We start from the raw sequence: 25,839 nt of genomic DNA, 5'->3' as shown, positions 1-25,839 counted from the left end.
ATTCTATAAGTACTTAACTGGATTTGTATTTTCTTCCGATAAAATGATCGCAAAATTAAGAATTTTTTTTCGAAGATAATCAACAATATAGTTTTTTGTATAGCGTTCACTCTCAAAATGACCAATATCGGCCAAAAGTAACTTGTTTTCTGCTTCGTAAAACTGATGATATTTTAAATCGGCTGTTAAAAAAGCATCGGCTCCAGCGCTTATTGCGTTTTTAATGGCAAAACTTCCTGAACCTCCTAAAACAGCCACTTTTTTTATTTTTTTTCCTAAAAAAGCAGAATGGCGAATACCACGGGCAATCATAATATCTTGTACATATAAAAGAAACTCTTTTTCGTCCATTTCATTTTCCAGTTCGCCAATCATTCCCAAACCGATGTTTTGATGTGAGTTTTGTAAATCATAAATTTCATAAGCCACTTCTTCATAAATATGATTCGCCAAAAGGGCTTTTAAAACTCGGGATTGAAGGTGTTTTTCAAAAATAACTTCAATTTTTATTTCAGTTCCGGTATGAAGTTTTCCCTTTTCTCCAATTGTCGGATTGCTTTTTTCATTTCCTCTAAAAGTAAAAAATCCTTCAGAATTAAAACTACAGTTGTCATAATTTCCAATTGTTCCGGCTCCGGCTTCAAACATCGCATTACGAACTTTTTCAGCATTATCAGGAACGGTGTAAGTCACTAATTTTTGGATAAACTGCTGTTTCGGAACCAGAATTTTGGTATTTATTAAACCTAATGCATTACTGAAAATTTTATTCACGCCTTGCGAATGATTATCTAATGCTGTATGAACGGCATAAATGGCAATATCATTTTTTATAGCTTTTAAAATAGCACGCTCAACATAATTTTTGCCTGTAATCTTTTTGATTCCCGAGAACAAAATCGGGTGAAAACAAACTACAAGATTGCAGTTTTTTGTTGTTGCTTCGTCAATAACATTTTCGAGAGCGTCGTGGCAGACTAAAATTCCTGTGCTTTCTGTTTCCGGATTTCCAACTAAAAGTCCAACATTATCAAAATCTTCTGCATAGGCGAGAGGCGCCATTTCTTCGAGTACGGTTATAATGTCTTTGATTTTCATGTAATTTTTGTTTACTTCGTCTGTTCGGCTAAAGCCTCGGGTCAGGTTCTTGTGTTACTTAAAACTTTAAAACAAATTAACGAAAAAAATTATACTTTCGTAAAATGAACTTACTTCGAAAAATACTTTTCCCTTTTGCCATTCTATACGGATTGATTGCAAGCGTTCGTAATTTTCTTTTTGATAAGGGAATTCTAAAATCAACTTCATTTAATGTTCCGGTTATTGCTGTTGGAAATCTAAGTGTTGGCGGAACGGGTAAAACACCGCAAATTGAATATTTAATTCGTTTATTGTCTAATAAATATAAAATCGCGACTTTAAGCCGCGGTTACAAAAGAAAATCTGAAGGTTTTGTTTTGGCTGATGAAAATTCTAATGCTGAAATTTTAGGAGACGAACCTTTTCAGTTTTATCAAAAATTTACAAATGTGCAGGTTGCAGTTGATGCAAATCGTACCAACGGAATTACACGGTTACTTTCCCAAAAAGAAAAACCACAGGTAATTTTATTAGATGACGCTTATCAACATCGAAAAGTAAAGGCGGGTTTTTATATTTTGCTGACTTCTTTTGATGATTTGTATGCTGACGATTTTATGCTTCCAACAGGAAATTTAAGAGAAAGCAGAAACGGGGCAAATAGGGCAAATATTGTAGTAGTTACAAAATGCCCAAAAAATCTGTCTGAAGAAAAACAAGCCGAAATTCGACTGAAATTAAAGCTAAATTGTTCACAGCAAATCTTTTTTACTTTTATAGATTATGATACAGTAATTTATGGAAAAGAAGAGAAAATAGCCGTTAACGAAATTAAATTAGAGTCAAAACTACTTTTGGCCGGAATTGCAAAACCAAAACCTTTTTTCGATCATTTAAAAAATCAAAATGATGAATGTCTGACTTTTCCGGATCATCATCATTTTTCGGATGCTGATTTAGATTCAATTCAGAATAAAGCAAATGGCAGAAAAATTATTTCAACAGAGAAAGATTATGTGCGTTTAAAAGATTCGAAGCTGATTTCTCAGTTATATTATCTGCCAATAAAAAGCACATTTATAAATCATCAGCAAAATTTTGATATTTCGATTTTAGAGTATGTAAAAGAAAACTTAGAGCATTAGAATTGCAGTTACTTAGAGTCTAAAAAATCAATCAAAAAACTTAGCAATAGTACTGTAAAATTCGTCTGGAACAAAGGGTTTTGTAATTACATCGTTCATTCCAAAAGATAAAAGCATATCTCGGTTTTCGTCAAGCGAAATAGCTGTCAGCGCAATAATTGGAGTTTTTTTGTCAAAATCTCTAATTTGCTGTGTTGCAGTCGTTCCGTTAATTCCTGGCAAATGAACATCCATTAAAATCATATCGAAACGTTTTACTTTTAAAAGTTCAACAGCTTCTTCTCCGTTATCGATAATTTCACAGCAAATTGCTTTGTTTTCAAGCATTTTGCGTGTAATCATCTGATTGATTTTATTGTCTTCGATCAATAAAATTGATTTATGTTCCAGTTGTTTATCGTTGTATGGTTTTTCTTCAGTAATTACCTCCAAAGGTTCGTTGTTAATTTTAAAATTTAATTTGAAAGTAAAAGTTGACCCTTTTCCAACTTCACTTTTTAGTTTGATTTCGCCTCCCAAAAGTTCAATTAATTTTTTTACAATAGCAAGTCCAAGACCAGTTCCGCCATATTTTCGGTTTACTTCGATAGAGCCTTGAGAAAAGCTTTCAAAAACAGTTTGCAATTTATCTTCGGGAATACCAATTCCGGTATCGACTATTTCAAAATAAACAGTTGCATTTTCATCTTCCTGAGCAAATAATTTTGCAATTACGTTAACATGTCCGTTTTGGGTAAACTTTAAAGCGTTGTTTATTAAGTTTAATATAATTTGAGATAATTTGGTAGGATCTCCAATTAAATTATCAGGAATCGCATCGTCAATTTCAAGGTTAAAATAGTTTTTATTGGCCGTAGCTAATTCTTTTAAGGAACTCTGAATGTTAAAAAGCAATTCTTTTAAATTGAAACTTATATTCTCGATTTCAACCTTTGTGGAATCAATTTTATTAATCTCCAGAATTTCGTTTATAAATGTTGTTAAATAATTTCCGGAGAATTTTAACGATTCTAAATATTTCAGCTGTGCTTTTTTAGGATTATCTTCAAGAAGTAAATGTGTGATTCCGTTAATTGCGTTAAGCGGAGTTCGAAGTTCGTGACTTACAGTTGAAAGAAATTCAGATCTTGCTTTTGATGCTTTTTCGGCTTTATTTTTTGCCAGGATAAGTTCTTTATTTTTTTCTCTTAAAAGTAAATTGTTCTGGTTTCTAATGATGTTGTTTTTGTATAAGGCCAAACTCAAAAGTGACAATATAGAAATCAGCGCGATTGCCAAAATACTTACTAATTTAGAATAACGATAGGTTTTAAGCTGAATTTTTTCTTCGCTTTCGCGTTTAAGAGTATTGTTTAAAGATTGGTTTTTTTTGAATTTTTGAAATTCGTTAAAATCAATTTTGGCATTTTTTAATTTTAAAATATAATTTTCCAGCTGATAATGTTCGTCCAGATAGGAATAAGCCAAATCAAAATTCCGGTTTTGTTTGTAATATTGACTTATTGCTAAAGTAATTTTTGATTTTTGCGAAAGATCATTTGTTTTATCCGTATAATCCAAAGCTTTTTCAAAATAAACGATGGCCGAATCGTTTCGTTTAAGCTGAGATTCTATTAATCCGAGCTGGTAATAAGAATCGCTCTTTGTTCTTAAGATTGAAGGGCTGTCAGGTTTTTTGGTTATTTTATGAAAAGTTTTGGCTGCAGAGCTTAAATTTTTATTGTTTTTAAAAGCAATTGCTCTTTGATAATCTAAAATTTCAGAACTATCAACAATACCAAGTTCTTTTAAAAGTTGTTGTGCTTTAGCGTAATAAATATTTGCAGTTTGGTAATCGCCTTTTACAGTATTTACGGCGCCTATGTAATTTAAAGCTAAAACTTTAGTACAAGACGGTTTTATGCTGTCAAACGAAGCAACACTTTTATGGAAGTTTTTTAATGCTTCATCGTATTTTTGCTGATTATAATAAATTTTTCCAAGCTTAAAAGTTTGATTGGCTAAATTTTCGGGAATGTTATTCGTTTCGCAAAAATCTATTGATTTTTGAGTATAAAAAACGGCTTTTCCGTATTCTTTACTATTAAGTTTTTTATTTGCCAGTTTGTTGTAATAGGAAATGCTGTCTGTATTCCGTTTGATTTGAGAATACAAAAATGAATTAAAAAAACAAACTACAAATAAAAAATAGTACTTCATGTATGACAGCGCATTTACAATGAATCTTATGTTTTTCTGAGCAGTAAAATCAAATCTATTAATCTTGATGAATAGCCAATTTCATTATCGTACCAGCCCACAACTTTTACCATTTTGTCGATAACCGAGGTTAGTTGTGCGTCGAACAAACACGAATGTGTATTGCCAATTATATCAACAGAAACGATAGGATCTTCTGTATAGTCTAGTATTCCTTTTAAATTTGTTTTTGAGGCTTTTTGAAATGCAATGTTAATTTCTTCTATAGTTACAGCACGCTTAACATTGAACGTGATGTCTGTCAATGAACCATCCGGAACTGGAACACGAATGCCGCAGCCTCCGATTTTTTCATGCAATTTAGGAAAAATTTTTGTTAATGCCTTAGCTGCACCTGTAGTTGTTGGAACAATCGACTGACTTGCACCTCGTGCCCTGCGTAAATCCTTATGCGGCTGGTCGTGAAGACTTTGGTCTGTTGTATAAGAATGTATTGTTGTAATGTAAGCCTGCTCAATTCCGCATAATTCTTCGATAATTTTTATCATAGGAGCGGCATTGTTTGTCGTACAGCTTGCATTTGAAACAATATTTTCTGTTCCGTCTAAAATATTCTCATTAACTCCAAGAACTACCGTTTTAATAGTATCAACTTCTGATGGTGCGGAAAGTATTACTTTTTTTGCTCCCGCTTCAATATGTGCATTTAATTCTTCGTGAGTTTTGTATTTTCCTGTTGATTCAATTACAAAATCAACAGATTGACTTTTCCAGTCAAGATTTGAAATGTTTTTTTCGTGAAAGAATAAATAATGTTTTTCGTTTACTATAATTCCTTTTTCGTCATGGCTTACAGAAAAAGGCAGAACTCCGTGAATACTGTCGTATTTTATTAAATGCGACATGGTTTTGTTATCTGCAATATCATTAATTGCAACGACTTCAATTTCAGGATGGTTTATAAGAAGGCGGAATAAATTTCTACCAATTCTTCCAAAACCATTAATGGCAATTCTTGTTTTCAATTATTTGGTTTATTCGTTTAATTGTTGAAATCGTTTACTTGTTTTAAACCGTTAAACGTCTTGCGATTAAACGATTAACCAGTTAAACGATTAACCTGAAAATTATAAAATATGTTTTTGTGCCTTGTATGAAGAACGAACAAGCGGTCCGCTTTCTACATGACGGAAACCTAATTCAAGACCAAATTTTTCGTATTTAGCAAATAATTCAGGCGTAATAAATTCTTTTACAGGTAAATGTTTTTTGCTTGGCTGTAAATATTGGCCAATGGTTACAACATCAACATTTGCATTACGTAAATCTCTCATTGTCTGGTAAACTTCTTCTTCTGTTTCTCCAAGGCCAAGCATAATTCCGGATTTGGTTCTGTTAATGCCTTTTTCTTTTAAGTAACGTAAAACTTCAAGACTGCGATCGTATTTTGCCTGAATACGAACTTCGCGTGTTAAACGACGAACGGTTTCCATATTATGCGAAACTACTTCTGGGTTTGCCTCCACAATTCTGTCAATGTTTCTTTCAATTCCCTGAAAATCAGGAATCAAAGTTTCAAGAGTGGTTTCCGGATTCATTCTTCTGATTGCTTTTACAGTTTCCATCCATATAATAGACCCGCCGTCTTTCAAATCATCTCTGTCAACACTTGTAATTACAGCGTGTTTAATATTCATGATTTTTATAGAACGTGCTACTTTTTCAGGTTCATCCCAGTCTACAGTTTCAGGTCTTCCGGTTTTAACGCCGCAAAAACCACATGAACGTGTACAAACGTTTCCAAGAATCATAAATGTTGCCGTTCCTTCGCCCCAGCATTCTCCCATATTTGGGCAGCTTCCAGAGGTGCAGATAGTATTTAAGCTGTATTTGTCAACCAAACCACGTAGTTCAGTATATTTTTGTCCGATAGGTAATTTAACCTTCAACCATTTAGGTTTTGCAGGTGGTATGTTTTCAATGACTGTTTCCATATATCATAAATCTGAATACAAAGATACGGAATGTTGTTTATTTTGAGATGCTAATTTGCTTTTCCTTTGCGTTTCAAATCTTGCAATATAATTTAGAATTGTGAAGAATAAATCTTAATTAATTGTATTAAAAGATGTTTTGAGTTTTATCTATTCTTGTTTTGTTTAATATTTTGAGGTTTTGCTGACTTTTTTAAAATTTCATATGTTGTCTTAATCTATTGTGAATTTGACTTCTTCGGGCTGTGTAAAATTAATTATGTAGTATTTTTGTTGTTAATTAATATCAAAAAAACATGAAGAAAAAATTTATTGTATTAGGGATACTATTTGCAGTTTTTGGTTTTGCGAAAATGAATGCACAAATACTTTCAAATAAAGCGATGGGTGCTTTAGGGAAAGGTGTATCGGGATTTACTTTTAGTGATGCAGATGCAGCAGCTCTGGCTAAAGAATCTATCGCTGAAATGGATGCCAATAATCCTGTAGCAGGTCCAACAGATGGTTATTCTATTCGATTAAATCGTTTATTTGGTAAACACGCTTCTACAGATGGAGTTGCCTTAAATTATAAAGTGTATTTAGTAAAAGATATTAATGCTTTTGCCTGCGCAGACGGAAGTGTTCGCGTATTTGCTGGTTTAATGGATATTATGGATGATAATCAGTTATTAGCCGTTATTGGACATGAAATTGGACACGTAGTGAATCATGATACCAGAGATGCTATTAAAGCAGCTTATAAAAAAGAAGCTTTACTTGATGCAGCTTCGTCTCAATCAGGAAAAATTGAAACTCTTACAGGATCTCAATTGGGTAAAATAGGAAGTGCAATGATTGACAGTAAACACAGTCGTAAACAAGAATCTGAAGCTGATTCGTTTTCATATGATTTCATGAAAAAAAATGGTTACGATGTTAACGCTGTAGAATCTGCTTTTAGAATTTTACAAAATTTAAGCGAAGGAGCAGAGTCATCTTTTATTACCAAAATGATGAGTTCGCATCCTGATTCAGGAAAAAGAGCGGATGATGCTAAAAAGAGGGCAACAAAAGATGGTTTGTACAAAGAGTATGTACAACAGAAAATTGATAATACAGCGCCAGCAAAAGCCACTCCTAAAACACCAGTAAAAAAGAAAACGACTAAAAAGAAGTAATCTTTAAATAAAATTTAAGCCGGTAATTTTTAAAAGTTACCGGCTTTTTTTATTTTTATGATAATCAATACTTAAAAATATCACGCTGCAGCTCATCTAAAATTCATATCTTTATTTGTTAAAAAAATAAACTTAGTGTTAAATGAAATAGCATTTTGTTATTTACATTTGTTGTTAAATTGTAATTTTTAAAAGATGAAAAAGAGATTTATAATAGCAGGGATTCTATTTGCAGCATTTGGTTTTACAAAAATGAATGCACAGATTAATTTTGGTGAAAAAGCGATAGGAGCAGTTCAAAAAGGTGTAACAGCTTTTACTCTGACAAATGCAGATGCAGCCGCATTATCTAAAGAAGCGGTTAGAAAATTAGATTCTACAAATCAGGTAGCAGGACCAAACGACGGTTATACTTTGAGATTGAACAGAGTTTTTGGAAAACACACAGCAGGTGACGGTTTTACTTTAAATTATAAAGTTTATAAATTAAAAGAAGTAAATGCGTTTGCAACTGCTGATGGAAGTGTTCGTGTATATTCAGGATTAATGGATATTATGGATGACAATGAATTGCTTGCTGTTATTGGTCATGAAATTGGTCACGTTGCAAATAACGATTCAAGAGATGCAATGCGTGCGGCATATCAAAAAGAAGCATTAATTGATGGAGCTTCTTCTCAATCGGCTAAAATTTCTGCAGTTACTGACAGTCAGTTAGGAAAAATCGGAAGTGCTTTAATTGATAGTAAACACAGCCGCAAGCAAGAAACAGAAGCAGATTTGTATTCGTATAACTTCTTAAAGAAAAACGGTTACAATGTAAATGCTGAAGAATCTGCTTTTAGAATTTTGGCAAAAATGAGCGAAGGATCTGAAGCTTCATTTATTGATCAAATGATGAGTTCTCATCCGGATTCTAAGAAAAGAGCTGATGATGCAAAAGCTAGAGCTGAAAAAGACGGATTGTATAAACCATATGTTCAGCAAAAAATTGATAATACAGTTCCGGTAAAAAAAGCTGCAACAACAAAGAAAAAAACAACAAAGAAAAAATAGTTTTTTCTTTGGTATATAACTAAAAACGGCAGATTTAATCTGCCGTTTTTTTATCTCATAATTAACCTAAAACATGATGTGCTAAAACTTTTTGTACATCATACACATTTACAGATTTGTTGAATTGTTTTACAATGCTTGGATTTAATTCACTAGAAACCCAGATTTTCAGTTCGGCATCAAGATCAAAAGTACCTGCAGTTTCTACACTAAAGCGAGTAATACTTTTGTACGCAATAGATTTATATTCGGTTTTGCTTCCGGTTAATCCCTGAACGTCAACAAGAATTAATCTTTTGTTCGTAAAGATAAAAGTGTCACGGATTAGTTTAAAACCCATTTCAATTTCTTCGTTATCAGTCAAAAGCTGACCGTATTTTTTAATTAAGTCTTCCTGGCTTACAGTTCCTGCATTGCCCATAAGAGCTGAAAATATTCCCATTTTATTTGATTTTAAGATTAAATGCTTTGCTTTTAGAATTGTAAAAGTAATAAAATTGAAAATAGAAGAGGTTCTCGAATTATTAAGAAATTTAATGTTTAAACCATAAAAAAAAAACAGAACCTTAGGTTCTGCTTTTCTCTACAAGTTATGTTTTTATATTTTTTATTCAGTTTCTCCTGTTTTTATAGTTATTGGAAGATTGTACAACGTACGAACCGGTTTTCCTTCTAATATACCTGGAACCCATTTTGTTTTTAATGATTTTAAAACTCTAACAGCTTCTTTTCCCATTCCAAATCCTGGATCATTTTTTATAACAATATCAGTCATTGTACCGTCTTTTTCGATTACGAATGAAACATAAACTCTCAAAGTTCTTTCCGCATCCAATTCTGGTTTAGTAAAATTATTACCAACATAAGTATAAAACTTTTTCATTCCTCCAGGGAACTCTGGTAATTTGTCTAAAACACTTGTATTTACAATGGTAGAGCCACCATCACCCGGATCAGCAATTGCTGGTTCTCCTCCGTTTCCAGGTAATGTATTTGTTACAGTACCAGATGTTCCGTTTGTATTGTCGACATGCGGAGTGTTGGCTGTATTTGGTGCAATGTCTGGTGTAGCCTGATCAGGTGATACAATAACCGGATTTGTCAACTGAGTTGATTCGATATTTGCTGCCGGAGGATTTGATTGTACCGGAGGAGCAACAGGGTCCTTTGTTTTTGGAATTACTATAGGATCAACATCGGTTAAACGGATAACCGGGTCAAAAGGAGCTGGAGCAGGCTCAATGATTTCATGCCCTCTGAATTTATTAATCAGCATCGATACACTTCCTAAGGCTGTTAATAACAACAATGCCATAAATAAGGCAGTTACTGTTGTTTTAGAATTTTCCTGACGTAATTGATACGCTCCGTACTCTTTGTTTTTGTTTTCGAAAACAAGATCGGTCCACTTGTTTTCATAGATGCTTAATTTAGACATGATTTTTGGATTTTAAGGTTAAGTAACTTTAAATCATACGCGTTTAGGATTGGGTTTAAGCAAACAACGTGAGAGTTGTTGTTTTAGTGTGTGAATAAATAGTTTTTTTAAGAAAAAATATGATTATATCTTATTCTTTTTCTAAAGATAATAAATTATCTATTACGTTCGATGATTTCTGCAAGTAATTTTTTAGCACGTAGTAATTTTACCTTTACGTTGCTTAAAGGCTCATTAATCTTGTCAGCAATTTCCTGATAGGACATTTCCTGAAAATAACGAAGCTGAATTACTTCCTGATAGTGGGGTTTTAATTCTTTGATGCATAAAAGCAAGCGGGAAAGATTTTGCTCTTTAATTAATGCATCTTCTGCAGATGGAGTAGTGTCGGCAATATTGTATGCCTGCTGATCTTCTGTATCAGTGATCTCTATAAAAAGATTGGTTTTCTTTTTACGCAATAAATCAATATAGACATTTTTTGCAATAGCAATAAGCCAGGTATTAAACTGAAATTCCGGATTATAAGAAGCGATTCTGTCAAAAGCTTTTGAGAAAGTCTCAATGGTAATATCTTCTGCAGTAGTTTCATTTTCTGTACGTTTAAGCATGAAGCTGTAAACTTCGTTCCAGAAATAATCTAATAAAAAAGTAAAGGCGACCTGGTCACCTTTTTTTGCTTTTTCTATTTTAGAATTTATTTCCAATATACAGGTTTTGAAAAGATATTAGTTATAAAGATATTAATTTGTGTAATAATAAGCACAATTTCCAATACCGGAAACCAAATTTTAATGTCATTTTCTTTAAGTTTTCCAGCAGAAAAACCTATTACGGTCCAAACTACAGTATAACGTGTTGCTAAAATAGCTACAACGGCAATCCATTGAAATTGAAAAGCCAGTAAAACTATAACTGATAAAAAGAAAAATAATTGTGACAAAAAGAAAAGTCCCAATTGAAATTTATCAAAAAACTTATAATATTGAGCTGTAGAAATATGTCTTCTTTTTTGAGTAAACCAATCTTTATAAGACTCTTTTGGCTTTGAATACGTAAAACTTTCCGGAATATAGGCTATTGTAGTGTTGTCTTTGTTAGCCGCCTGATTGATAAACAAATCGTCATCGCCGGAACGTACCTGAATATGGTCAATAAATCCGTTTACGTTAAAAAATTCTTCTTTTTTATAAGCTAAATTTCTTCCAACTCCCATATATGGAAGCCCTGCTTTTGCCCATGAAAAATACTGAACAGCCGTTAAAACTGTTTCAAAACGAATTATTTTATTTAATAATGAATTTTCAATTTTCTCATATCCTCCATAGCCTAAAACAATGGTTTTTTCCTGAGTAAACTGAGATGTCATTGAAGTAATCCAATCTTTTGAAGTTGGATAACAGTCTGCATCTGTAAATAATAAATAAGTTTTTTTTGCAGCTTTTATACCTAAAGTTAAAGCGTATTTTTTATTTCCCCAGAAAGCTTCGTTATTTTCAACTTTCACAAGTCTAATGTTAGGGTATTTTTGCTCAAATTCTTCAAAAACTTCCAGAGTTTCATCGCTCGAAGCATCATCAATTAAGACAATTTCAAAATCAGGATAATTTTGTTCTGCCAATAACGGAATAAATTTCTTTACATTTTCTTCTTCATTTTTTGCGCAGACAATTACAGAAACCGGAATGTTTTTTGGTGTAACGTCTTGAGGTTTAGCAAAAGCAAATTTTCCAAAAATCCCTAAATAATAGAAAAGTTGGATAAAAACAACAGCAATAAAGAAGTAAAATAAAGTTATAAGCATATAATTTAATGTCTGTTAATATTGAATTTTTGCGAGAACAAATGTAGTTATGAATTACTAATTTACAATATATAATTCCCAATTTACTTTCGGTATTTCGACATTTCTTTTGCAACAGCAATAGACTGAGGGTTTTCTGTTTTTTCTAATTCCGAAATTATGTTTTTATAATTATGGTCGTCGCGGTTTTGAGAAAGCTTTTTTGTCGCCTGAATTTCGTCAATTTCTATTTCAAAACCAAATATTCCTCTTGCTTCGCGCATTGTTTTTTCGGATAAATTCTCAACGCGAACCGGATTTTTAGAATTGGCTTCGTATTTATCAACCAGTTTTTTTAACTGTTCAACCGAAGTTGAGTAATCTACAATTTTTATTCGTCCATAAACATGTACGGCTATATAGTTCCACGTAGGTACATTTTCGTGATCGTACCAGGAAGAAGAAATGTAACTATGTGGTCCGGTAAATACGGCCAAAACCTGATCGTTTTCTTTAAAGCCTTCTGCCTGTGGATTCAGTTTAGAAATATGTCCCTGCAGCATTTCTTTTCCATTAGCATTAATTTCTAATTCTATCGGAATATGTGTAGCACATAATCGTCCGTTGGTTTGGTTAATCAGAATTCCAAAACTATTTTCTCTTAAAAAAGTTCTGATAGATTCTGGGTCTTCATCCTTATATAATTCTGGTGTATACATTTTTAGGATTTATTTTAAAGATTTTCCAAAGCAAACGGCTTCTGGTCTATCCTTGTATTTGCCGTAATTGGGTATGATATTGTATCCTTGTTTTTGATAAAACTGAATTGCTTCCTGATTTTTAACTCTTGTTTCTAAAACTAGTTTTTTAAAACCAATTGTTTTTGCATGATTTTCTAAAAAAATTAAAATAGTTTGTCCAATTTTCTTTCCAGAATATTTAGAATACATTCGTTTAACTTCTCCGGTATTTTCCTCTATTGGCCGAATGGTGCCGCAGCCAACAATTTCATTGTCAATTTCTGCGGTTACAAATACAAAATGCGAATTATTATATTGCCAGTCTGTAAAAGAATTTTTTCCATCGCTTCCGAAACGAAGATAAAGATTTGCAGACAATTCTTCTATAATTGACAAAACTTTTTCCTCATTTGGTTTTGTTATTTTGATGGAAATTTTTTCTGTCATTATTCTAATTTCAGCTAAGTTTTTTTGATTTCAGATAGATTTGAATAACACTTAAATACAAAATCGTTACTCCAATAAAAGTAAAAATTATGCCTTCGATTAAGCATTGTGTTCCAAAATCATCAGAACATAAGGTTCTTACAGGACGAAACAATTGAGATATTATTTCTTTTCTAAAAAATTTCAGTCTTAAAAGAATGTATAAAATTATTGCAACCAGAATAGTGTTTAAAGATGAAAGTTTACTTTTCCAATTTATAAAAGCTAAAATACAAATACCAATTAGCGAACCAACAAATATCCAGACATATACATTGGGCCAGAAGTTAAAAATACCTTCTTTTGAAGGCAGTAATTTGTTCCAATATTCTGAATTTTTATACTGTGTATGTGTTTTTGCCCAGATAATTTTTTCGGATACAGTATACAGTTTAAGTTGTAAAACACCATTAATCAGGAAAATAAGTCCTGATATTTGAAGTAAAATAACTTTGATATTTAATTCTTTCATTAAAATTTAGTTGGTAAGCTGGTAAAAGTGTCTTAAATCACGTTTACTTCTGCTTCAATATGTATACCAAAAGTTTCAAAAACAGTTTTTTGAACTTGTTTTGAAACAGCTAAAATTTCCTGTCCGGTTGCGTTTCCGTAATTCACTAAAACCAAAGCCTGATTTTTATGAACTCCGGCATCGCCAAAACGTTTTCCTTTAAAACCAGCCTGTTCAATCAGCCAGCCCGCAGGGACTTTTACTTCGGTTGGAGAAACTTCATAAAACTTCATTTCCGGGAATTTTTGATGAATTTTTTCGAAATCAGATTTCAATAAAATTGGGTTTTTAAAGAAACTGCCGCTGTTTCCCAGTTCTTTTGGATCTGGCAGCTTACTTTGTCTGATTGCAATAACAGCGTTGCTTACATCTTTTAATGTAGGTTGAGAAATATTGTTTTTAGCTAACTCGGCCAAAATATCTCCGTAAGATGTATTGATTTTATGATTCCGTTTAGTCAATTTATAAATAACCGAAGTGATAATAAATTGGTCTTTTACTTCATGTTTAAAAATACTTTCACGATATCCAAAATTACATTCGGCATTAGTAAAAGTTTTTGTTTCCTGAGTTTCGATATTCATAGCATCGCACGAAACAAAAGTATCTTTGATTTCGGCTCCGTATGCGCCAATATTTTGTACCGGAGTGGTGCCGACATTTCCGGGAATTAAAGACATGTTTTCCAGTCCGCCAAAATTATTGTCAATTGTCCAGAGAACAAAATCATGCCATACTTCGCCAGCCTGACTTTTAACCCAGACAAAATCATCGTCTTCTTTAATGATTTCTTTGCCTTTTAAATCAATGTGAATTACCAAAGCATCAATGTCTTTTGTTAAAAGCATATTGCTTCCACCTCCTAAAATAAACTTTTTCTCGTTTTTGTTTTCTGCTAAAACTGTTCTCAATTCATCAATAGAATGAACAGCGGCAAATTGTTTAGCACTGGCTTCAATGCCGAAAGTATTATATTTTTTTAAAGAAAAATTGGATTGGATTTGCATAAATAAAAGGCGTTTTAATCTTGGGTCAAAAATAAGGATTATAATTTGTTTGAGTTCACTTTTGACTAAAATGTGTTTTTGTTAAAAATAAGCTTGTCATTCGACATCATGTCCAATCTCAATAAAGAATTGTTTTAATAAATCATAAGTTAATTTGTCACCATTTATATGATTAAACATTTCTGTTTCCATATACTGGCAGCTTAAACAAATATTTAGACTTGTAATTATTTTATTGTTTTTGTCATAGAATACAACAGCATCTCGATATTTGGGAGCACACAGCCAATCTGGAATTTCGTTGATTTCCGTTTTCAGAATGTTTTTTAAATTAATTGCTTCCTTATCTGTAGATTTAAACGAGTTTATTTTTTTACTCGAAAAATGAAATTCTCCTTCTTCGTTTAATATATATTGAGTAAAACCTACAAGTTTTTTTAATTCGTTAAGCTTTAATTCTTGAGGGCTGGTTAAATCATTTTTTCTAAGTTTTCTTCGTTGTAATGTTTCATATTCACTTAGATTTAATTGATTGTTCTTTTCAAATTCTTCCCCGCGTTGAAATGAATAGGTTTCAATATATTCAAAACATAAATCAGTAATAAAATCAATAGAAGATTTATAAGTATGTTGAGACATGGTTTTGTTTTATTTTAAATCCAATAACTCATGATATTTCTCCGAAATAACCTTCATATTAATATCATAATTAGCATTTTCTTCAACAAATTTTCTGTTTCGGATAATTGTATTATTTCGGGATTCAGGATTTTCAAAAGCCCAGATTAATTCATCTGCAAGCATTTCTATATCATCTATTGTAATCAATTGACCATTTTCACGATGCGTAATCCAGCTTTGATTTCCGGGAATATCAGAAACTACAGGATAACAATTACAAGCCATGGCTTCAAACAGAGATGCCGAAACGCCTTCTGTTATTGGCATACTGATATAGATATTTGATTGCTGTAATAATTTAGGAAGTTCAGTATTCGGAATTCTTCCTGTAAAAATTACTTTATTTTCTATTTGAAGTGCTGTAGCTAAATCTTTTAAAAACTGTAATCGGGTTCCATCGCCAACAATCGTCAAAGAAAAATCTATTCCTTTTTGATGTAAAATTCCAAAAGCTTTTAAAATAGAATCATGACGATATTCTGGCTGCAGAGAACGTGTTACAATCGCTTCAATTTTATTAGAATTATTTGTAAAAGGTGTAAAAAGAGATAAGTCAATTCCTTTTGGCAGAACTAAAACTTTATTCATATCAACACCAGCTGCTTTCATGTGAATTGCCATAACAGGTCCCCAGGCATGAATTAAATGCGCTTTTTTGAAAGCATATTTCTGAATAAACTTTTTAAACGGATACAAAACGGAAGTTTCCGGCCATAAATCGGTTCGGCCTTGTTGTGCGATTGCAATGGTTTTTGAACCAGACAATGCAGCTAAGAAACCATAGCTTGTGGTTCTTTCAGCAATAACCATGTCTGGTTTTTCTTTTTTGATGGTTTTTCGAATAGAAACTGGAGCGAAGAAATATTCTAAAATGCGTTTGAATCTCTTGTTGTTTGGGGTTTGAAGCTCCCAGGTAATAATTTCAAAATCGCCAAATTCTTTTAAGCCTTTCATCCATGTTATGGCATCAGCGCGATACGATTCTCCAAGAAAAAGTATTTTTCTTTTCATTGTAAAATATTTTTTCGCCACCAATTAACGAATTTATTTTGGCAAAATTGATTAGTATTAATTCGTGAATTCGTGGCGATCTGTCTTTTTTTATTCTTCAGTTTCTAAAGCACGATTTATGAATTCGTTTAAAGGTTTTAGAGCAATTAATTTTTTACTCATTTTTGAAACAAAATCCTTTTGAGTAACTTCGGAAATATCATATACTTGCGAAGCTGTAAAACTTTTCAATTTTAAGAATTCTGCAGCCGGATGATCTTTTTCGTAACCGCGGGGCATGCTTTTTAGGGAATTGTTTTCGTTTGTATCCAGACTTCCAAATTCTTTTTTGAAATCTTTATTGCTTAGGATTTCTTGCAAATCATCATAGAAAAAAGCAATTTCTTTACGCACTTTCTTTAAATCTTCAGCATCGGGCGAATAAAACCCGCCGGCGATAAAACTGGCTCCTTTTTCGATATGAACATAATATCCGGAACGATTTGCGCCTTTCGCACCAGCCGACATCCAAACGCCTAAATGAGCTTTATAAGGTGATTTGTCTTTAGAAAATCGAATATCGCGATTAATTCTAAAAGTACAGTTTTTGACTTCTAATAATTCTAAAGAAGGATCAAGCGGTTTCATTACATCGAGAAAATCGCTTACTAATTGATGATAATCTTTTTTGAAGATTTCATAACGTTTTTTGTTGTCCTGAAACCAATCTCTATTGTTGTTCTTTTTTAAATCGTCTAAAAATTGCAATGATTCTTTCGTTAGCATATTTCTTAATTTATTGCAGTTGTTTTTAAGTTTTTCAGGCTAATTTAATGATTTCCCGATTCTAATGAGTTATAAAAGCTGGTACAAATTATATCAATTTTAATTTGTAAAAATCACAAGTTAAATATCTTATAAGTCTGGTGCGTCGATTTTACAATAGCTTCTGTTCTTTCAGGGTGCGTGTCTGAAATAAAAAGCTGTCCAAAAGTTTCACTGTTTACCATTTCGACAATTTTAGCAACGCGGGTTTCGTCGAGTTTGTCAAAAATATCATCAAACAATAAAATAGGTTTTACACCGCTTTGTTTTTTTAAAAATTCAAACTGTGCTAGTTTCAAAGCAATCAAAAATGATTTTTGCTGGCCTTGCGAACCAAATTTTTTTATAGGATGAGAATCAATTTCAAAAGACAAATCATCTTTATGAATTCCCGATGTTGTATATTGTAATGCACGGTCTTTGTTTATGTTTTCCTGTAAAAGTGTTAAAAGATCTTTTTCAAACAAATTACTTTCGTAGACCAATTGTACCGATTCTTCAGAGCCGGTTATCGCCTGATGGTGTCTATTGAATATAGGTATAAATTGTTCCAGAAAATCTTTTCGTTTTTCAAAAATCGATTTTCCATATTCATTCAACTGTTCATTATATATAGATAAGGTGTCGTTGTCGAAAATATGATTGAGAGCAAAATATTTCAAAAGGGCATTTCGCTGTACAATTACTTTTTGATATTGAATAAGCTGATGCAGATAAGCTGAATCTAACTGCGAAATAACGCTGTCCATGAATTTTCGGCGTGTTTCGCTTCCTTCAACAATTAAATCCCGGTCTGCAGGAGAAATAATTACAAGCGGAATAAATCCTATATGATCTGAAAATTTATCATAAGGCTTTCCGTTTCTTTTTAAAACTTTCTTTTGTCCTTTTTTTAAACTGCATACAATTTGTTCCGCTCTCTCATTTTTTTCTAATTCAGCATCGATTACAAAAAACTCTTCTCCGTGTTTGATATTCTGAACGGCAAGCGGATTAAAATAACTTTTTCCGTATGCAAGATGGTAAATGGCATCCAGTACATTGGTTTTTCCAATTCCGTTTTTTCCAACAAAACAATTGATCTTGATGTCGAAATCAAAACTGGCTTCAGAGAAATTTTTATAATTGAATAAAGAAATTTTGTTTAAATGCATTTTTTAAGAGACTCTAAAAGGAAATTACTGTTTTGAACCAGTAAAATTGAGACTGTAAAATTATCTAATTTTATTGATATAAAGGGCTTTTGCAATGTTTGAAGTTGATTTATTTTACCGCTGATGCGAAAGGACTTAGCTTTGGCAAAAATATTTTTTTTAAAATAGTGATAATTTTGATTTTTTTTGCCTCAGTTTCAAGAAAAATTTTATTTTTGCCGTTCACTAAATTAATTTTAAATGGCTACTTACAATAAAAGAGGATATAAAGCACCAAAAGAAAAGGAAGTAAAAGAAGTAAATGAAGAACAACAGGTAGTAATTGATGAAAAAGACAGCACAACAGCTGGTGTTTTTTCTAAATTAGATGAAACTGCTTCAAGAACTGAGGATTGGGTTGCTAAAAATCAAAAAATCATTATTGGTTTAGTTGCTGGTATTGCAGTTGCTACTATTGGTTATTTGGCTTACCAAAAATTTATTGAAAACCCTAAACAAGACGAAGCTGCAAACGAAATGTTTGTTGCACAACAGAACTTTCAAAAAGCTGTTGATGGTGTTGCTAGTGATTCATTATACAAATTAGCATTAAACGGATCTGAAGGTAAATTCGGATTTGTAAAAATTGCTGACGAATATTCTGGAACTGATGCTGGAAATTTAGCAAATTACTATGCTGGTATGGCATATTTAAATACAGGTAAATTTGATGATGCTATTAAGTATTTAGGAGAATTTAAATCAGATGATTTAATCTTAAGTGCTTTGGCAAAAGGAGCAATTGGAGATGCTTATTCTCAAAAAAATAACCAAAAAGAAGCTTTAGATTATTATGTAAAAGCTGCTGAGTCTAACAAAAACGATTTTACAACGCCACGTTTCTTGTTAAAAGCTGCTAAAACTGCTATCGCTTTAGGACAAAAAGAAGATGCTTTAAAATACTTAAACAATATTAAAGATAACTTCGATGCAGCTCCGGAAGCAGCTTCTGTAGATGCTTTGATTGGATTAGCGCAATAAAAATTTTAGACTTTAGATTTAAGATTGTAGATTTGTATTTAAGAATCTAAATTCTAAAATCAATATCTAAAATATTAAAGATGGCTACTGAAAATAAAAATTTATCAGAATACGATAAAAACACAATCCCAAATGCGAAAGACTTTCGATTTGGGATTGTTGTTTCTGAGTGGAACGATGTTATAACAGAAGGACTTTACAATGGCGCTTTTGAAGCCTTAATTGATTGTGATGTTCCTGCACAGCAAATCATTCGCTGGAATGTTCCGGGAAGTTTCGAATTAATTTACGGCGCAAAAAAAATGCTCCAAACACAAAACGTCGATGCGGTTATTGTAATTGGATGCGTAATTCAGGGAGAAACCAAACATTTTGATTTTGTATGCGAAGGCGTTACACAAGGAATTAAAGATTTGAATGTTCAAACTGATATTCCGGTTATTTTCTGCGTTTTAACAGATAATAATATGCAGCAGTCAATTGACAGAAGCGGTGGTGCTCACGGAAACAAAGGAACCGAAGCTGCAATTGCTGCCATAAAAATGGCTTATATTCGTCAGCAGGCATCTATTTCACATCCTTTTAATCAGCCTTTATTGTCTTCAGGTGCACTTCAAATAGAGGAAACCCCAATAAAAATCGAGAACGAATAAGTATTTATGGATGAGTTTTTCTGTAAAACAAGAGTCTTTTGGGCAATTTCCAGAATCCTGTTAAGCATTTTTATTTTTTGGAGTTCTTTTAATACCTTAGAACGTTATCCTGAGTCTTCAGATTCTCCAATAAGTATATTTATGTGGATTTATGGAGTTTGTATGGTAATAATTGCGATCAATGAATTTAGAGAACAAGACTCTAATAGATTTTTTCTTTTTTTAGTTGGCGTAAGTTCATTCATATTTGCTCTCTTTCTTGTCTATATGACTCTTGGTCGTTTAAAACCAGGATATGGAATATTGCTTTTTGCAACCTTTATCTGGTTGGTTTTGGCCGGATTAAAAGATATACTTGGTAATCACTTTTATATTACAGAATAAACACATTTGTTTTAAAAATATTAAAACCTATACTGTGTCATAATAGTATAGGTTTTTTGTTTTTTTTATGATTGACGATATTCAAAAACCCAAGAGAAATTCACTAAATTTGTGCTTCTTGGTTTCTAATTTAAACCTTAAACTTTAAAACTATTTTTGCTTAATGTCGAGTATTATTCAATTACTTCCTGATCACGTTGCTAACCAAATTGCTGCAGGAGAAGTGGTTCAAAGACCAGCTTCTGTTGTAAAAGAATTGTTAGAAAATGCTGTTGATGCAAAAGCAACTGATATTAAATTGATTATAAAAGATGCCGGCAAATCATTAGTTCAGGTTATTGATAATGGTGTTGGAATGACGGTTACCGATGCACGCTTATGTTTTGAACGTCATGCCACTTCAAAAATCCGTCAGGCCGAAGATTTATTTTCTCTTGCTACAAAAGGTTTTCGTGGAGAAGCTCTGGCTTCTATCGCTGCAATTGCACACATGGAAATGAAAACAAAACAAGAGCAGGACGAACTGGGAACGCATATTATTATTGAAGGAAGTAAATTTGTATCACAGGAAGTAGCGGTTTTACCAAAAGGAACTTCATTTGCAGTTAAAAACTTGTTTTTTAATATTCCGGCACGTCGTAATTTCTTAAAATCAGATACGGTCGAATTTCGCCATGTAATGGACGAATTTCAGCGTGTAGCACTGGCACATCCCAATATTCATTTTAGTTTTTATCATAACGGAAGCGAATTGTATAATCTTCCGTCCTCGGGATATCGTCAGCGAATTGTTGGGATTATGTCGGGCAAAACCAATGAAAAGTTAGTTCCTGTAAATGAAGATACAGAAATTATAAATGTTCAGGGATTTGTATGCAAACCCGAATTTGCCAAAAAAAACAGGGGAGAGCAATTCTTTTTTGTAAACGATCGTTTCATTAAAAGCGGTTATCTGCATCATGCAGTTATGGCTGCTTATGAAGGACTTTTAAAAGATGGTTGTCAGCCAAGTTATTTTTTATATCTGCAGGTCCCGCCAAATACAATCGATATCAATATTCATCCGACAAAAACAGAAATTAAGTTTGATGACGAACAAGCTCTATATGCAATTTTAAGAGCTTCTATAAAACATAGTTTAGGTCAGTTTAATGTGGCTCCGGTTTTAGATTTTGACCGTGATGCTAATTTAGATACGCCATATCATTATAAAGATGTAGAAGCGGAGATTCCTACAATTCAAGTAGACGGAACATTTAACCCCTTTACAGATGATAAAACCAATCAGCATTATACAAAATCGGGATCAGGTTCCGGAAGTTATAGTTCAGGTTCATCATCATCGGGTTCTTCATATTCCGGTTATTCAAAAAGAGTAGAACCAACAGCAAGCTGGGAAAGTTTATATGTTGGTTTGGATACCGAAAATCCTGAAAGTGTTGAAAGTTTTCCTTTTGCCTTTGAAAATGAAGAAGTAACATCGTCATTGTTTAATGATGATGAAGTAGAGCAGGCAAGTCAGAAAACCTATCAAATACATAAAAAATATATTGTTTCGCCAATTAAATCCGGGATGATAATCGTTGACCAGCAGCGAGCACACCAGCGTATTTTATACGAACAATTTTTGCTTAATATGACGGTTAATCAGGCTTCGAGCCAGCAATTGCTTTTTCCGCTCGATTTGTTTTATTCTTCTTCAGAGATGAAATTAATTGAAGAATTAAAACCTTCATTAGAAACAACGGGATTTGTTTTTGAAGAAGCAAAATCAGATCATATTGTAATTTCCGGAATTCCGGTAAATATTACCGAAAGTGAAGTTTCTATTGTAATCGAACAGTTATTAAGCGATTTACAAGACGGAATTCCTGCCAATAGTTACAGCCAAAACGATACCATTGCCAAATCGATGGCAAAAAGTTTAGCGGTTAAAACCGGATCTTATTTAACCGAAAAAGAACAAGATAATTTGGTAAACGGTTTGTTTGCCTGTAAAGATCCAAATATTTCACCTTTTCAAAAACCTACTTTCATTACCATGCGGGTGGAAGATATAGATAAAAAATTTGCCTTATGATGAATATAACTCCAGTAGTTAAACAACTGCTAATTATTAATATTATATTTTTTATTGGTGCTCAAATGGTGCCGATTTCCTACGAATATTTTTCATTGTTTTATCCGGAAAGCAATGATTTCAGGATATGGCAGATTTTTACGCATATGTTTATGCATGCGCCATGGCCAAATTTTGCGCATATTTTATTCAATATGTTTGCATTATATAGCTTTGGATCTGCATTAGAGCATTTTTGGGGAGGCAAAAAATTCTTGTTTTTCTATATTTCCTGCGGACTTGGGGCGGCTTTACTTCATACCGGAATAAATTATTTGCAATTACATTCGCTTCTTGATTCTGTATCTGGTTTAAATTTGTCTAAAGCTGATTTACATTTAATTTTGAATACAAGATATGAATCTGGAGAAATTATACAAGGTGAAGTTGCTGCTATTCTAAAAAATGCACATTGTACTCAGGAACAATTTAATGTTTTAGGACAGGCTGCCGCAATTGTACAGTCTCGTGTATTAGGAGCTTCTGGAGCTATTTACGGTTTGCTTACGGCTTTTGCTTTTATGTTTCCTAATGCACAGCTTGCTTTATTGTTCATTCCGGTTCCAATTAAAGCAAAGTATTTTGTTCCAGGACTTCTGGCAATAGATTTGTTTTTAGGTTTAAAAGGAAGTTCTTTGTTTGGCAGCGGCGGAACAGGAATTGCTCACTTTGCACATATTGGTGGTGCTGTTGCTGGTTTTTTAATGATGTTATATTGGAAAAAAAATCAGTTTAACAACAATCGATGGAATTAATTTTTAACTTTAATTAATTAAATTTAAGAACCAAAAGAAGACTTTATGAACATTCTTGACGATTTAAAACTTCAATATAAATTAGGCGGCATTGCCATGCAGGTTATTTATTGGAATATCGCTTGTTTTCTTATTTCGCTGATTTTTTTCTATAATTATTCAGGAGGAGGTTTTGATTATCCGGGCTGGCTGGCTTTGTCTTCAGATCCTCAGGTTTTTATGTTTAAACCGTGGACGTTTTTAACATATGCATTTTTCCATTTCGGATTTTTGCATCTGTTATTTAATATGATGGTTTTAAACTTTGCAAGTAATTTATTTTTAACCTTCTTTACACAAAAACAATATTTAGGATTATATCTTTTAGGTGCCATTTTTTCAGGAATTGTATTTGCGCTGAGTTTCTATGTTTTAGGAACGTCGGCTTCTATAGTTGGAGCTTCGGCTGCAATAATGGCAATTTTGGTTGCGGCAACGACCTATCAGCCTTTAATGAATGTTCGGTTGTTTCTTTTTGGAAATGTTAAACTTTGGCACATTACAGGGGTAATTTTAATTTTAGATTTAATGCAATTTCGTCTAGATAATATGGGCGGACATATTTCGCATCTTGCCGGAGCTTTCTTTGGATTTGTTTACATAAAATTGCTCCAAAACGGAACAGATCTAAGCCATATTGTTTCCAGAACATTAGATTTCTTCGCCAATCTTTTTAGAAAATCCCCAACGACCCCATTTAAAACCGTTCATAAGAATTATAAAAAACCTACCGAAAAAGCTACATCAAGAATTGTTACAAAAGACAAAACGCAGCAGCAAATTGATGAGATTTTAGATAAAATCAGCCAGTCTGGTTATGATTGTCTGACAAAAGAAGAAAAAGAGTTTTTATTTAAAGCTGGAAAATAATCCTTAGCCAAAAAATATGAAAAACCTTTCGTGGTTTAATAAAATAATGTTCTTTTTGAATATAGTACTGACTGTGCTTACATTCAGCGTCTATATTTTACCTTTTTTAGCACCTAAAAGTTTTCCCCTTTTATCGGTGCTTACGCTGTTTATGCCGGCATTTTTTGTTGCTAATGGATTGTTCTTCGTTTACTGGGCAATTCAGTTTAAAAAACGCCTTATTTTGTCTGGTTTGGTTTTGCTAACCGGAATAACTTTTATAAGTAAGTTTTACAAGTTCTCTGCTAAAGAATATATTAAAGACGAAAAAGATTTCTCGATAATGAGTTACAATGTACGTCTTTTTAATGTGTTTAAATGGCTTGATCGGGATGATATTCCAGAAAATATAAAAACTTTTATCGACGAAAAAGATCCGGATATTTTATGTATTCAGGAATATTCTAACTCTGCCCATATTGATTTAAAAGTGTATCCACATCGCTATATCTTTATTGATGGGAAACAGATAAAAACGGGCCAGGCTATTTTTTCTAAATTTCCTATTATCGACGAAGGAAATATTGTTTTTCCTAAATCAGATAATAATGTTGTTTATGCTGATATTAAAAGAGGAAAAGATGTGATTCGTGTTTATAATATGCATTTGCAGTCAATTAAAATATCTCCAGATGTAAGTGAAATTTCAGACGATATTGATAAAGTTAATCAGAAGAAATCCCAGCGTATTTATACGAGAATCAGCAAAGGATTTACGCAGCAGCAAGAACAGGCTGAAATTTTTAAAGAGCACATAAAAAAGTGCAAATACCCAATTATTATTTGCGGAGACATGAATAACAGTCCGTTTTCATACGTTTACCGTAATATTAAAGGAAAACTTAAAGACGCTTTTGAAGAAGCTGGTGAAGGCTTTGGTGCAACGTATAAGTTTAAGTATTATCCAGCCCGAATCGATTATATTTTTACCGATACTAAAATGAAAGTAAAGCAGTTTGAAAGCTTTTCTGATTTCGAAAATTCAGATCATTATCCAATTATGACCAGACTTTCGATCGATCAATTTTAGATTACTTTTTGAGTTTTTAAATAATCCATTGCAAATTTCCCTTCATTAAAAAGTAAATCCAAAACACTTAAGTTGTTTATAAAACCATGTTTATCGTCAAAAACCTGAGTGTATTTTTCGAATGAATTTTGGTCTTTTTTACCGTTTGCCAAATATCTAAAATCTGAAATATTTTCTACTTCATGAAAATATTCAGCAGTTTTTCCGAATTCTAATTTCATTCTTAAACACTTTGTTACTGTGTCTAAAACTTCAAAATTAAGATCGATTAAAAATGAGTGTTTCTTTTCGAAAATTGGAACAATATCATCTTCAAAATATTCGAAGAAAGGAGAACTTCTGTAAGCGGCTTCTAATGATTTAAAATGCTGTTTCTGCCAGTCAAATTCATTTTCTATCAAAATATCTTTTGTCTTTTGATGTGCTGTTTTTGAATGTTTAACAGGAATATTTAATAACTGAATTCCGTTTGGACTATAGATATAAGTTCTGTTTCTATTAGTCTGTTTTTGAAAATTATCTTCCATTTCAAAAGTTATATTTTCAGATTGAGCCATAACTGCAAAGTGGCTGATTGATGGAAAATAAGTAGGAAGTAATAAGGAATTCATGATGTATATTTTTATTTAAAAGTTTCAGGTTTCAAGTTTCAAGTTTTTTTGCAAAACCTGAAACTTGAAA

At 32.3% G+C, this 25,839-nt stretch carries 27 protein-coding genes; 10 read left to right on the top strand and 17 right to left on the bottom strand.

The window, feature by feature from the left end; translation table 11 throughout:
* Positions 1-3 precede the first annotated feature (3 nt).
* A complete protein-coding gene (locus tag BUC29_RS11490) occupies positions 4-1,098 on the bottom strand; it encodes a Nif3-like dinuclear metal center hexameric protein (protein WP_073416316.1) in 1,095 nt (364 codons plus the stop codon).
* Positions 1,099-1,202: 104 nt separating this feature from the next.
* Here BUC29_RS11490 and lpxK point away from each other — a divergent pair, with 104 nt between their 5' ends.
* Complete coding sequence (lpxK, locus tag BUC29_RS11485; RefSeq protein ID WP_073416315.1) at positions 1,203-2,225, top strand: tetraacyldisaccharide 4'-kinase; 1,023 nt, start codon at positions 1,203-1,205, stop codon at positions 2,223-2,225.
* 27 nt (positions 2,226-2,252) lie between these two features.
* Here lpxK and BUC29_RS11480 read toward each other — a convergent pair whose 3' ends face one another.
* The 3 genes from BUC29_RS11480 to lipA all read right to left on the bottom strand — a co-directional run bounded on the left by BUC29_RS11480 (position 2,253) and on the right by lipA (position 6,418).
* The gene (locus BUC29_RS11480) at positions 2,253-4,424 is read right to left on the bottom strand and encodes a tetratricopeptide repeat-containing hybrid sensor histidine kinase/response regulator (protein WP_073416314.1); all 2,172 of its coding nucleotides are present in this window, start codon (positions 4,422-4,424) and stop codon (positions 2,253-2,255) included.
* Positions 4,425-4,450: 26 nt separating this feature from the next.
* Complete coding sequence (gene gap, locus BUC29_RS11475) at positions 4,451-5,449, bottom strand: type I glyceraldehyde-3-phosphate dehydrogenase (RefSeq protein ID WP_073416313.1); 999 nt, start codon at positions 5,447-5,449, stop codon at positions 4,451-4,453.
* Between the two features lie 102 nt (positions 5,450-5,551).
* The gene (gene lipA, locus BUC29_RS11470) at positions 5,552-6,418 is read right to left on the bottom strand and encodes a lipoyl synthase (RefSeq protein ID WP_057124173.1); all 867 of its coding nucleotides are present in this window, start codon (positions 6,416-6,418) and stop codon (positions 5,552-5,554) included.
* 296 nt (positions 6,419-6,714) lie between these two features.
* Between lipA and BUC29_RS11465 the strand changes: the two genes are divergently transcribed.
* Both BUC29_RS11465 and BUC29_RS11460 read left to right on the top strand, forming a co-directional pair.
* A complete protein-coding gene (locus BUC29_RS11465) occupies positions 6,715-7,578 on the top strand; it encodes a M48 family metalloprotease (protein ID WP_073416312.1) in 864 nt (287 codons plus the stop codon).
* A 195-nt stretch (positions 7,579-7,773) separates the two neighbouring features.
* The gene (locus BUC29_RS11460; protein WP_073416311.1) at positions 7,774-8,634 is read left to right on the top strand and encodes a M48 family metalloprotease; all 861 of its coding nucleotides are present in this window, start codon (positions 7,774-7,776) and stop codon (positions 8,632-8,634) included.
* A 61-nt stretch (positions 8,635-8,695) separates the two neighbouring features.
* On the opposite strand, the gene BUC29_RS11455 is transcribed toward BUC29_RS11460, so the two are convergent.
* The 12 genes from BUC29_RS11455 to recF all read right to left on the bottom strand — a co-directional run bounded on the left by BUC29_RS11455 (position 8,696) and on the right by recF (position 18,249).
* Entirely contained in the window at positions 8,696-9,076 is a 381-nt protein-coding gene (locus tag BUC29_RS11455) for a PH domain-containing protein (RefSeq protein WP_073416310.1), read from the bottom strand.
* Positions 9,077-9,241: 165 nt separating this feature from the next.
* Positions 9,242-10,072 carry an energy transducer TonB gene (locus BUC29_RS11450; protein ID WP_073416309.1) on the bottom strand — a complete coding sequence of 277 codons (831 nt, stop codon included), beginning with the start codon at positions 10,070-10,072 and terminating at the stop codon, positions 9,242-9,244.
* Between the two features lie 155 nt (positions 10,073-10,227).
* Positions 10,228-10,779: an RNA polymerase sigma factor gene (locus tag BUC29_RS11445; RefSeq protein WP_073416308.1), complete on the bottom strand. Its 552-nt coding sequence runs from the start codon at positions 10,777-10,779 to the stop codon at positions 10,228-10,230.
* Positions 10,770-11,876, bottom strand: a complete 1,107-nt coding sequence (locus tag BUC29_RS11440) for a glycosyltransferase (protein WP_073416307.1) — start codon at positions 11,874-11,876, stop codon at positions 10,770-10,772. Before BUC29_RS11440 ends, BUC29_RS11445 begins: the two co-directional genes overlap by 10 nt.
* An 83-nt stretch (positions 11,877-11,959) precedes the next feature.
* On the bottom strand, positions 11,960-12,574 hold the full coding sequence (locus BUC29_RS11435; protein ID WP_073416306.1) for an FMN-binding negative transcriptional regulator: 615 nt from the start codon (positions 12,572-12,574) through the stop codon (positions 11,960-11,962).
* 9 nt (positions 12,575-12,583) lie between these two features.
* Entirely contained in the window at positions 12,584-13,042 is a 459-nt protein-coding gene (locus tag BUC29_RS11430; protein ID WP_084538632.1) for a GNAT family N-acetyltransferase, read from the bottom strand.
* A 10-nt stretch (positions 13,043-13,052) separates the two neighbouring features.
* A complete protein-coding gene (locus BUC29_RS11425; RefSeq protein WP_073416305.1) occupies positions 13,053-13,553 on the bottom strand; it encodes a hypothetical protein in 501 nt (166 codons plus the stop codon).
* A gap of 32 nt (positions 13,554-13,585) precedes the next feature.
* Positions 13,586-14,599, bottom strand: a complete 1,014-nt coding sequence (gene murB, locus BUC29_RS11420; protein ID WP_073416304.1) for a UDP-N-acetylmuramate dehydrogenase — start codon at positions 14,597-14,599, stop codon at positions 13,586-13,588.
* Between the two features lie 96 nt (positions 14,600-14,695).
* The gene (locus BUC29_RS11415) at positions 14,696-15,238 is read right to left on the bottom strand and encodes a hypothetical protein (RefSeq protein WP_073416303.1); all 543 of its coding nucleotides are present in this window, start codon (positions 15,236-15,238) and stop codon (positions 14,696-14,698) included.
* Positions 15,239-15,247: 9 nt separating this feature from the next.
* Positions 15,248-16,291: a glycosyltransferase gene (locus BUC29_RS11410; protein ID WP_073416436.1), complete on the bottom strand. Its 1,044-nt coding sequence runs from the start codon at positions 16,289-16,291 to the stop codon at positions 15,248-15,250.
* A gap of 90 nt (positions 16,292-16,381) precedes the next feature.
* Positions 16,382-17,056 (bottom strand): DUF2461 domain-containing protein, encoded by a 675-nt coding sequence (locus tag BUC29_RS11405; RefSeq protein ID WP_073416302.1) that lies wholly within the window; start codon positions 17,054-17,056, stop codon positions 16,382-16,384.
* Positions 17,057-17,169: 113 nt separating this feature from the next.
* Positions 17,170-18,249 carry a DNA replication/repair protein RecF gene (recF, locus tag BUC29_RS11400; protein WP_073416301.1) on the bottom strand — a complete coding sequence of 360 codons (1,080 nt, stop codon included), beginning with the start codon at positions 18,247-18,249 and terminating at the stop codon, positions 17,170-17,172.
* 240 nt (positions 18,250-18,489) lie between these two features.
* Between recF and BUC29_RS11395 the strand changes: the two genes are divergently transcribed.
* The 7 genes from BUC29_RS11395 to BUC29_RS11370 all read left to right on the top strand — a co-directional run bounded on the left by BUC29_RS11395 (position 18,490) and on the right by BUC29_RS11370 (position 25,158).
* Positions 18,490-19,269, top strand: a complete 780-nt coding sequence (locus BUC29_RS11395; protein ID WP_073416300.1) for a tetratricopeptide repeat protein — start codon at positions 18,490-18,492, stop codon at positions 19,267-19,269.
* Between the two features lie 80 nt (positions 19,270-19,349).
* Positions 19,350-19,922, top strand: a complete 573-nt coding sequence (gene ribH / locus BUC29_RS11390) for a 6,7-dimethyl-8-ribityllumazine synthase (protein WP_073416299.1) — start codon at positions 19,350-19,352, stop codon at positions 19,920-19,922.
* Between the two features lie 6 nt (positions 19,923-19,928).
* Complete coding sequence (locus tag BUC29_RS21345) at positions 19,929-20,306, top strand: hypothetical protein (protein ID WP_139260488.1); 378 nt, start codon at positions 19,929-19,931, stop codon at positions 20,304-20,306.
* A gap of 163 nt (positions 20,307-20,469) precedes the next feature.
* The gene (mutL, locus tag BUC29_RS11385; protein ID WP_073416298.1) at positions 20,470-22,386 is read left to right on the top strand and encodes a DNA mismatch repair endonuclease MutL; all 1,917 of its coding nucleotides are present in this window, start codon (positions 20,470-20,472) and stop codon (positions 22,384-22,386) included.
* Positions 22,383-23,180 (top strand): rhomboid family intramembrane serine protease, encoded by a 798-nt coding sequence (locus tag BUC29_RS11380; protein ID WP_084538631.1) that lies wholly within the window; start codon positions 22,383-22,385, stop codon positions 23,178-23,180. The genes mutL and BUC29_RS11380 overlap by 4 nt, the downstream gene beginning before the upstream one ends.
* 45 nt (positions 23,181-23,225) lie before the next feature.
* Positions 23,226-24,089, top strand: a complete 864-nt coding sequence (locus BUC29_RS11375) for a rhomboid family intramembrane serine protease (RefSeq protein WP_073416297.1) — start codon at positions 23,226-23,228, stop codon at positions 24,087-24,089.
* Positions 24,090-24,105: 16 nt separating this feature from the next.
* Positions 24,106-25,158, top strand: coding sequence for an endonuclease/exonuclease/phosphatase family protein (locus BUC29_RS11370; protein ID WP_073416296.1), 1,053 nt, complete (start codon positions 24,106-24,108; stop codon positions 25,156-25,158).
* Here the strand turns inward: BUC29_RS11370 and BUC29_RS11365 are convergent.
* Positions 25,155-25,769 (bottom strand): WbqC family protein, encoded by a 615-nt coding sequence (locus BUC29_RS11365; protein WP_073416295.1) that lies wholly within the window; start codon positions 25,767-25,769, stop codon positions 25,155-25,157. The genes BUC29_RS11370 and BUC29_RS11365 overlap by 4 nt on opposite strands.
* Between the last annotated feature and the right edge of the window lie 70 nt (positions 25,770-25,839).

Source organism: Flavobacterium defluvii (assembly GCF_900129555.1).
In the GTDB taxonomy this organism is placed as follows: domain Bacteria; phylum Bacteroidota; class Bacteroidia; order Flavobacteriales; family Flavobacteriaceae; genus Flavobacterium; species Flavobacterium defluvii.
This window is presented reverse-complemented; position numbering and strand designations above follow the sequence as displayed.

What these genes read in the sequence shown, in the direction of transcription:
- BUC29_RS11490 (WP_073416316.1), bottom strand. Translation starts at nt 1,098, where the DNA reads ATGAAAATCAAAGACATTATAACCGTACTCGAAGAAATGGCGCCTCTC.
- lpxK (WP_073416315.1), top strand. Translation starts at nt 1,203, where the DNA reads ATGAACTTACTTCGAAAAATACTTTTCCCTTTTGCCATTCTATACGGA.
- BUC29_RS11480 (WP_073416314.1), bottom strand. Translation starts at nt 4,424, where the DNA reads ATGAAGTACTATTTTTTATTTGTAGTTTGTTTTTTTAATTCATTTTTG.
- lipA (WP_057124173.1), bottom strand. Translation starts at nt 6,418, where the DNA reads ATGGAAACAGTCATTGAAAACATACCACCTGCAAAACCTAAATGGTTG.
- BUC29_RS11465 (WP_073416312.1), top strand. Translation starts at nt 6,715, where the DNA reads ATGAAGAAAAAATTTATTGTATTAGGGATACTATTTGCAGTTTTTGGT.
- BUC29_RS11460 (WP_073416311.1), top strand. Translation starts at nt 7,774, where the DNA reads ATGAAAAAGAGATTTATAATAGCAGGGATTCTATTTGCAGCATTTGGT.
- BUC29_RS11455 (WP_073416310.1), bottom strand. Translation starts at nt 9,076, where the DNA reads ATGGGAATATTTTCAGCTCTTATGGGCAATGCAGGAACTGTAAGCCAG.
- BUC29_RS11450 (WP_073416309.1), bottom strand. Translation starts at nt 10,072, where the DNA reads ATGTCTAAATTAAGCATCTATGAAAACAAGTGGACCGATCTTGTTTTC.
- BUC29_RS11440 (WP_073416307.1), bottom strand. Translation starts at nt 11,876, where the DNA reads ATGCTTATAACTTTATTTTACTTCTTTATTGCTGTTGTTTTTATCCAA.
- BUC29_RS11435 (WP_073416306.1), bottom strand. Translation starts at nt 12,574, where the DNA reads ATGTATACACCAGAATTATATAAGGATGAAGACCCAGAATCTATCAGA.
- BUC29_RS11430 (WP_084538632.1), bottom strand. Translation starts at nt 13,042, where the DNA reads ATGACAGAAAAAATTTCCATCAAAATAACAAAACCAAATGAGGAAAAA.
- BUC29_RS11425 (WP_073416305.1), bottom strand. Translation starts at nt 13,553, where the DNA reads ATGAAAGAATTAAATATCAAAGTTATTTTACTTCAAATATCAGGACTT.
- murB (WP_073416304.1), bottom strand. Translation starts at nt 14,599, where the DNA reads ATGCAAATCCAATCCAATTTTTCTTTAAAAAAATATAATACTTTCGGC.
- BUC29_RS11415 (WP_073416303.1), bottom strand. Translation starts at nt 15,238, where the DNA reads ATGTCTCAACATACTTATAAATCTTCTATTGATTTTATTACTGATTTA.
- BUC29_RS11410 (WP_073416436.1), bottom strand. Translation starts at nt 16,291, where the DNA reads ATGAAAAGAAAAATACTTTTTCTTGGAGAATCGTATCGCGCTGATGCC.
- BUC29_RS11405 (WP_073416302.1), bottom strand. Translation starts at nt 17,056, where the DNA reads ATGCTAACGAAAGAATCATTGCAATTTTTAGACGATTTAAAAAAGAAC.
- recF (WP_073416301.1), bottom strand. Translation starts at nt 18,249, where the DNA reads ATGCATTTAAACAAAATTTCTTTATTCAATTATAAAAATTTCTCTGAA.
- BUC29_RS11395 (WP_073416300.1), top strand. Translation starts at nt 18,490, where the DNA reads ATGGCTACTTACAATAAAAGAGGATATAAAGCACCAAAAGAAAAGGAA.
- ribH (WP_073416299.1), top strand. Translation starts at nt 19,350, where the DNA reads ATGGCTACTGAAAATAAAAATTTATCAGAATACGATAAAAACACAATC.
- BUC29_RS21345 (WP_139260488.1), top strand. Translation starts at nt 19,929, where the DNA reads ATGGATGAGTTTTTCTGTAAAACAAGAGTCTTTTGGGCAATTTCCAGA.
- mutL (WP_073416298.1), top strand. Translation starts at nt 20,470, where the DNA reads ATGTCGAGTATTATTCAATTACTTCCTGATCACGTTGCTAACCAAATT.
- BUC29_RS11380 (WP_084538631.1), top strand. Translation starts at nt 22,383, where the DNA reads ATGATGAATATAACTCCAGTAGTTAAACAACTGCTAATTATTAATATT.
- BUC29_RS11375 (WP_073416297.1), top strand. Translation starts at nt 23,226, where the DNA reads ATGAACATTCTTGACGATTTAAAACTTCAATATAAATTAGGCGGCATT.
- BUC29_RS11370 (WP_073416296.1), top strand. Translation starts at nt 24,106, where the DNA reads ATGAAAAACCTTTCGTGGTTTAATAAAATAATGTTCTTTTTGAATATA.
- BUC29_RS11365 (WP_073416295.1), bottom strand. Translation starts at nt 25,769, where the DNA reads ATGAATTCCTTATTACTTCCTACTTATTTTCCATCAATCAGCCACTTT.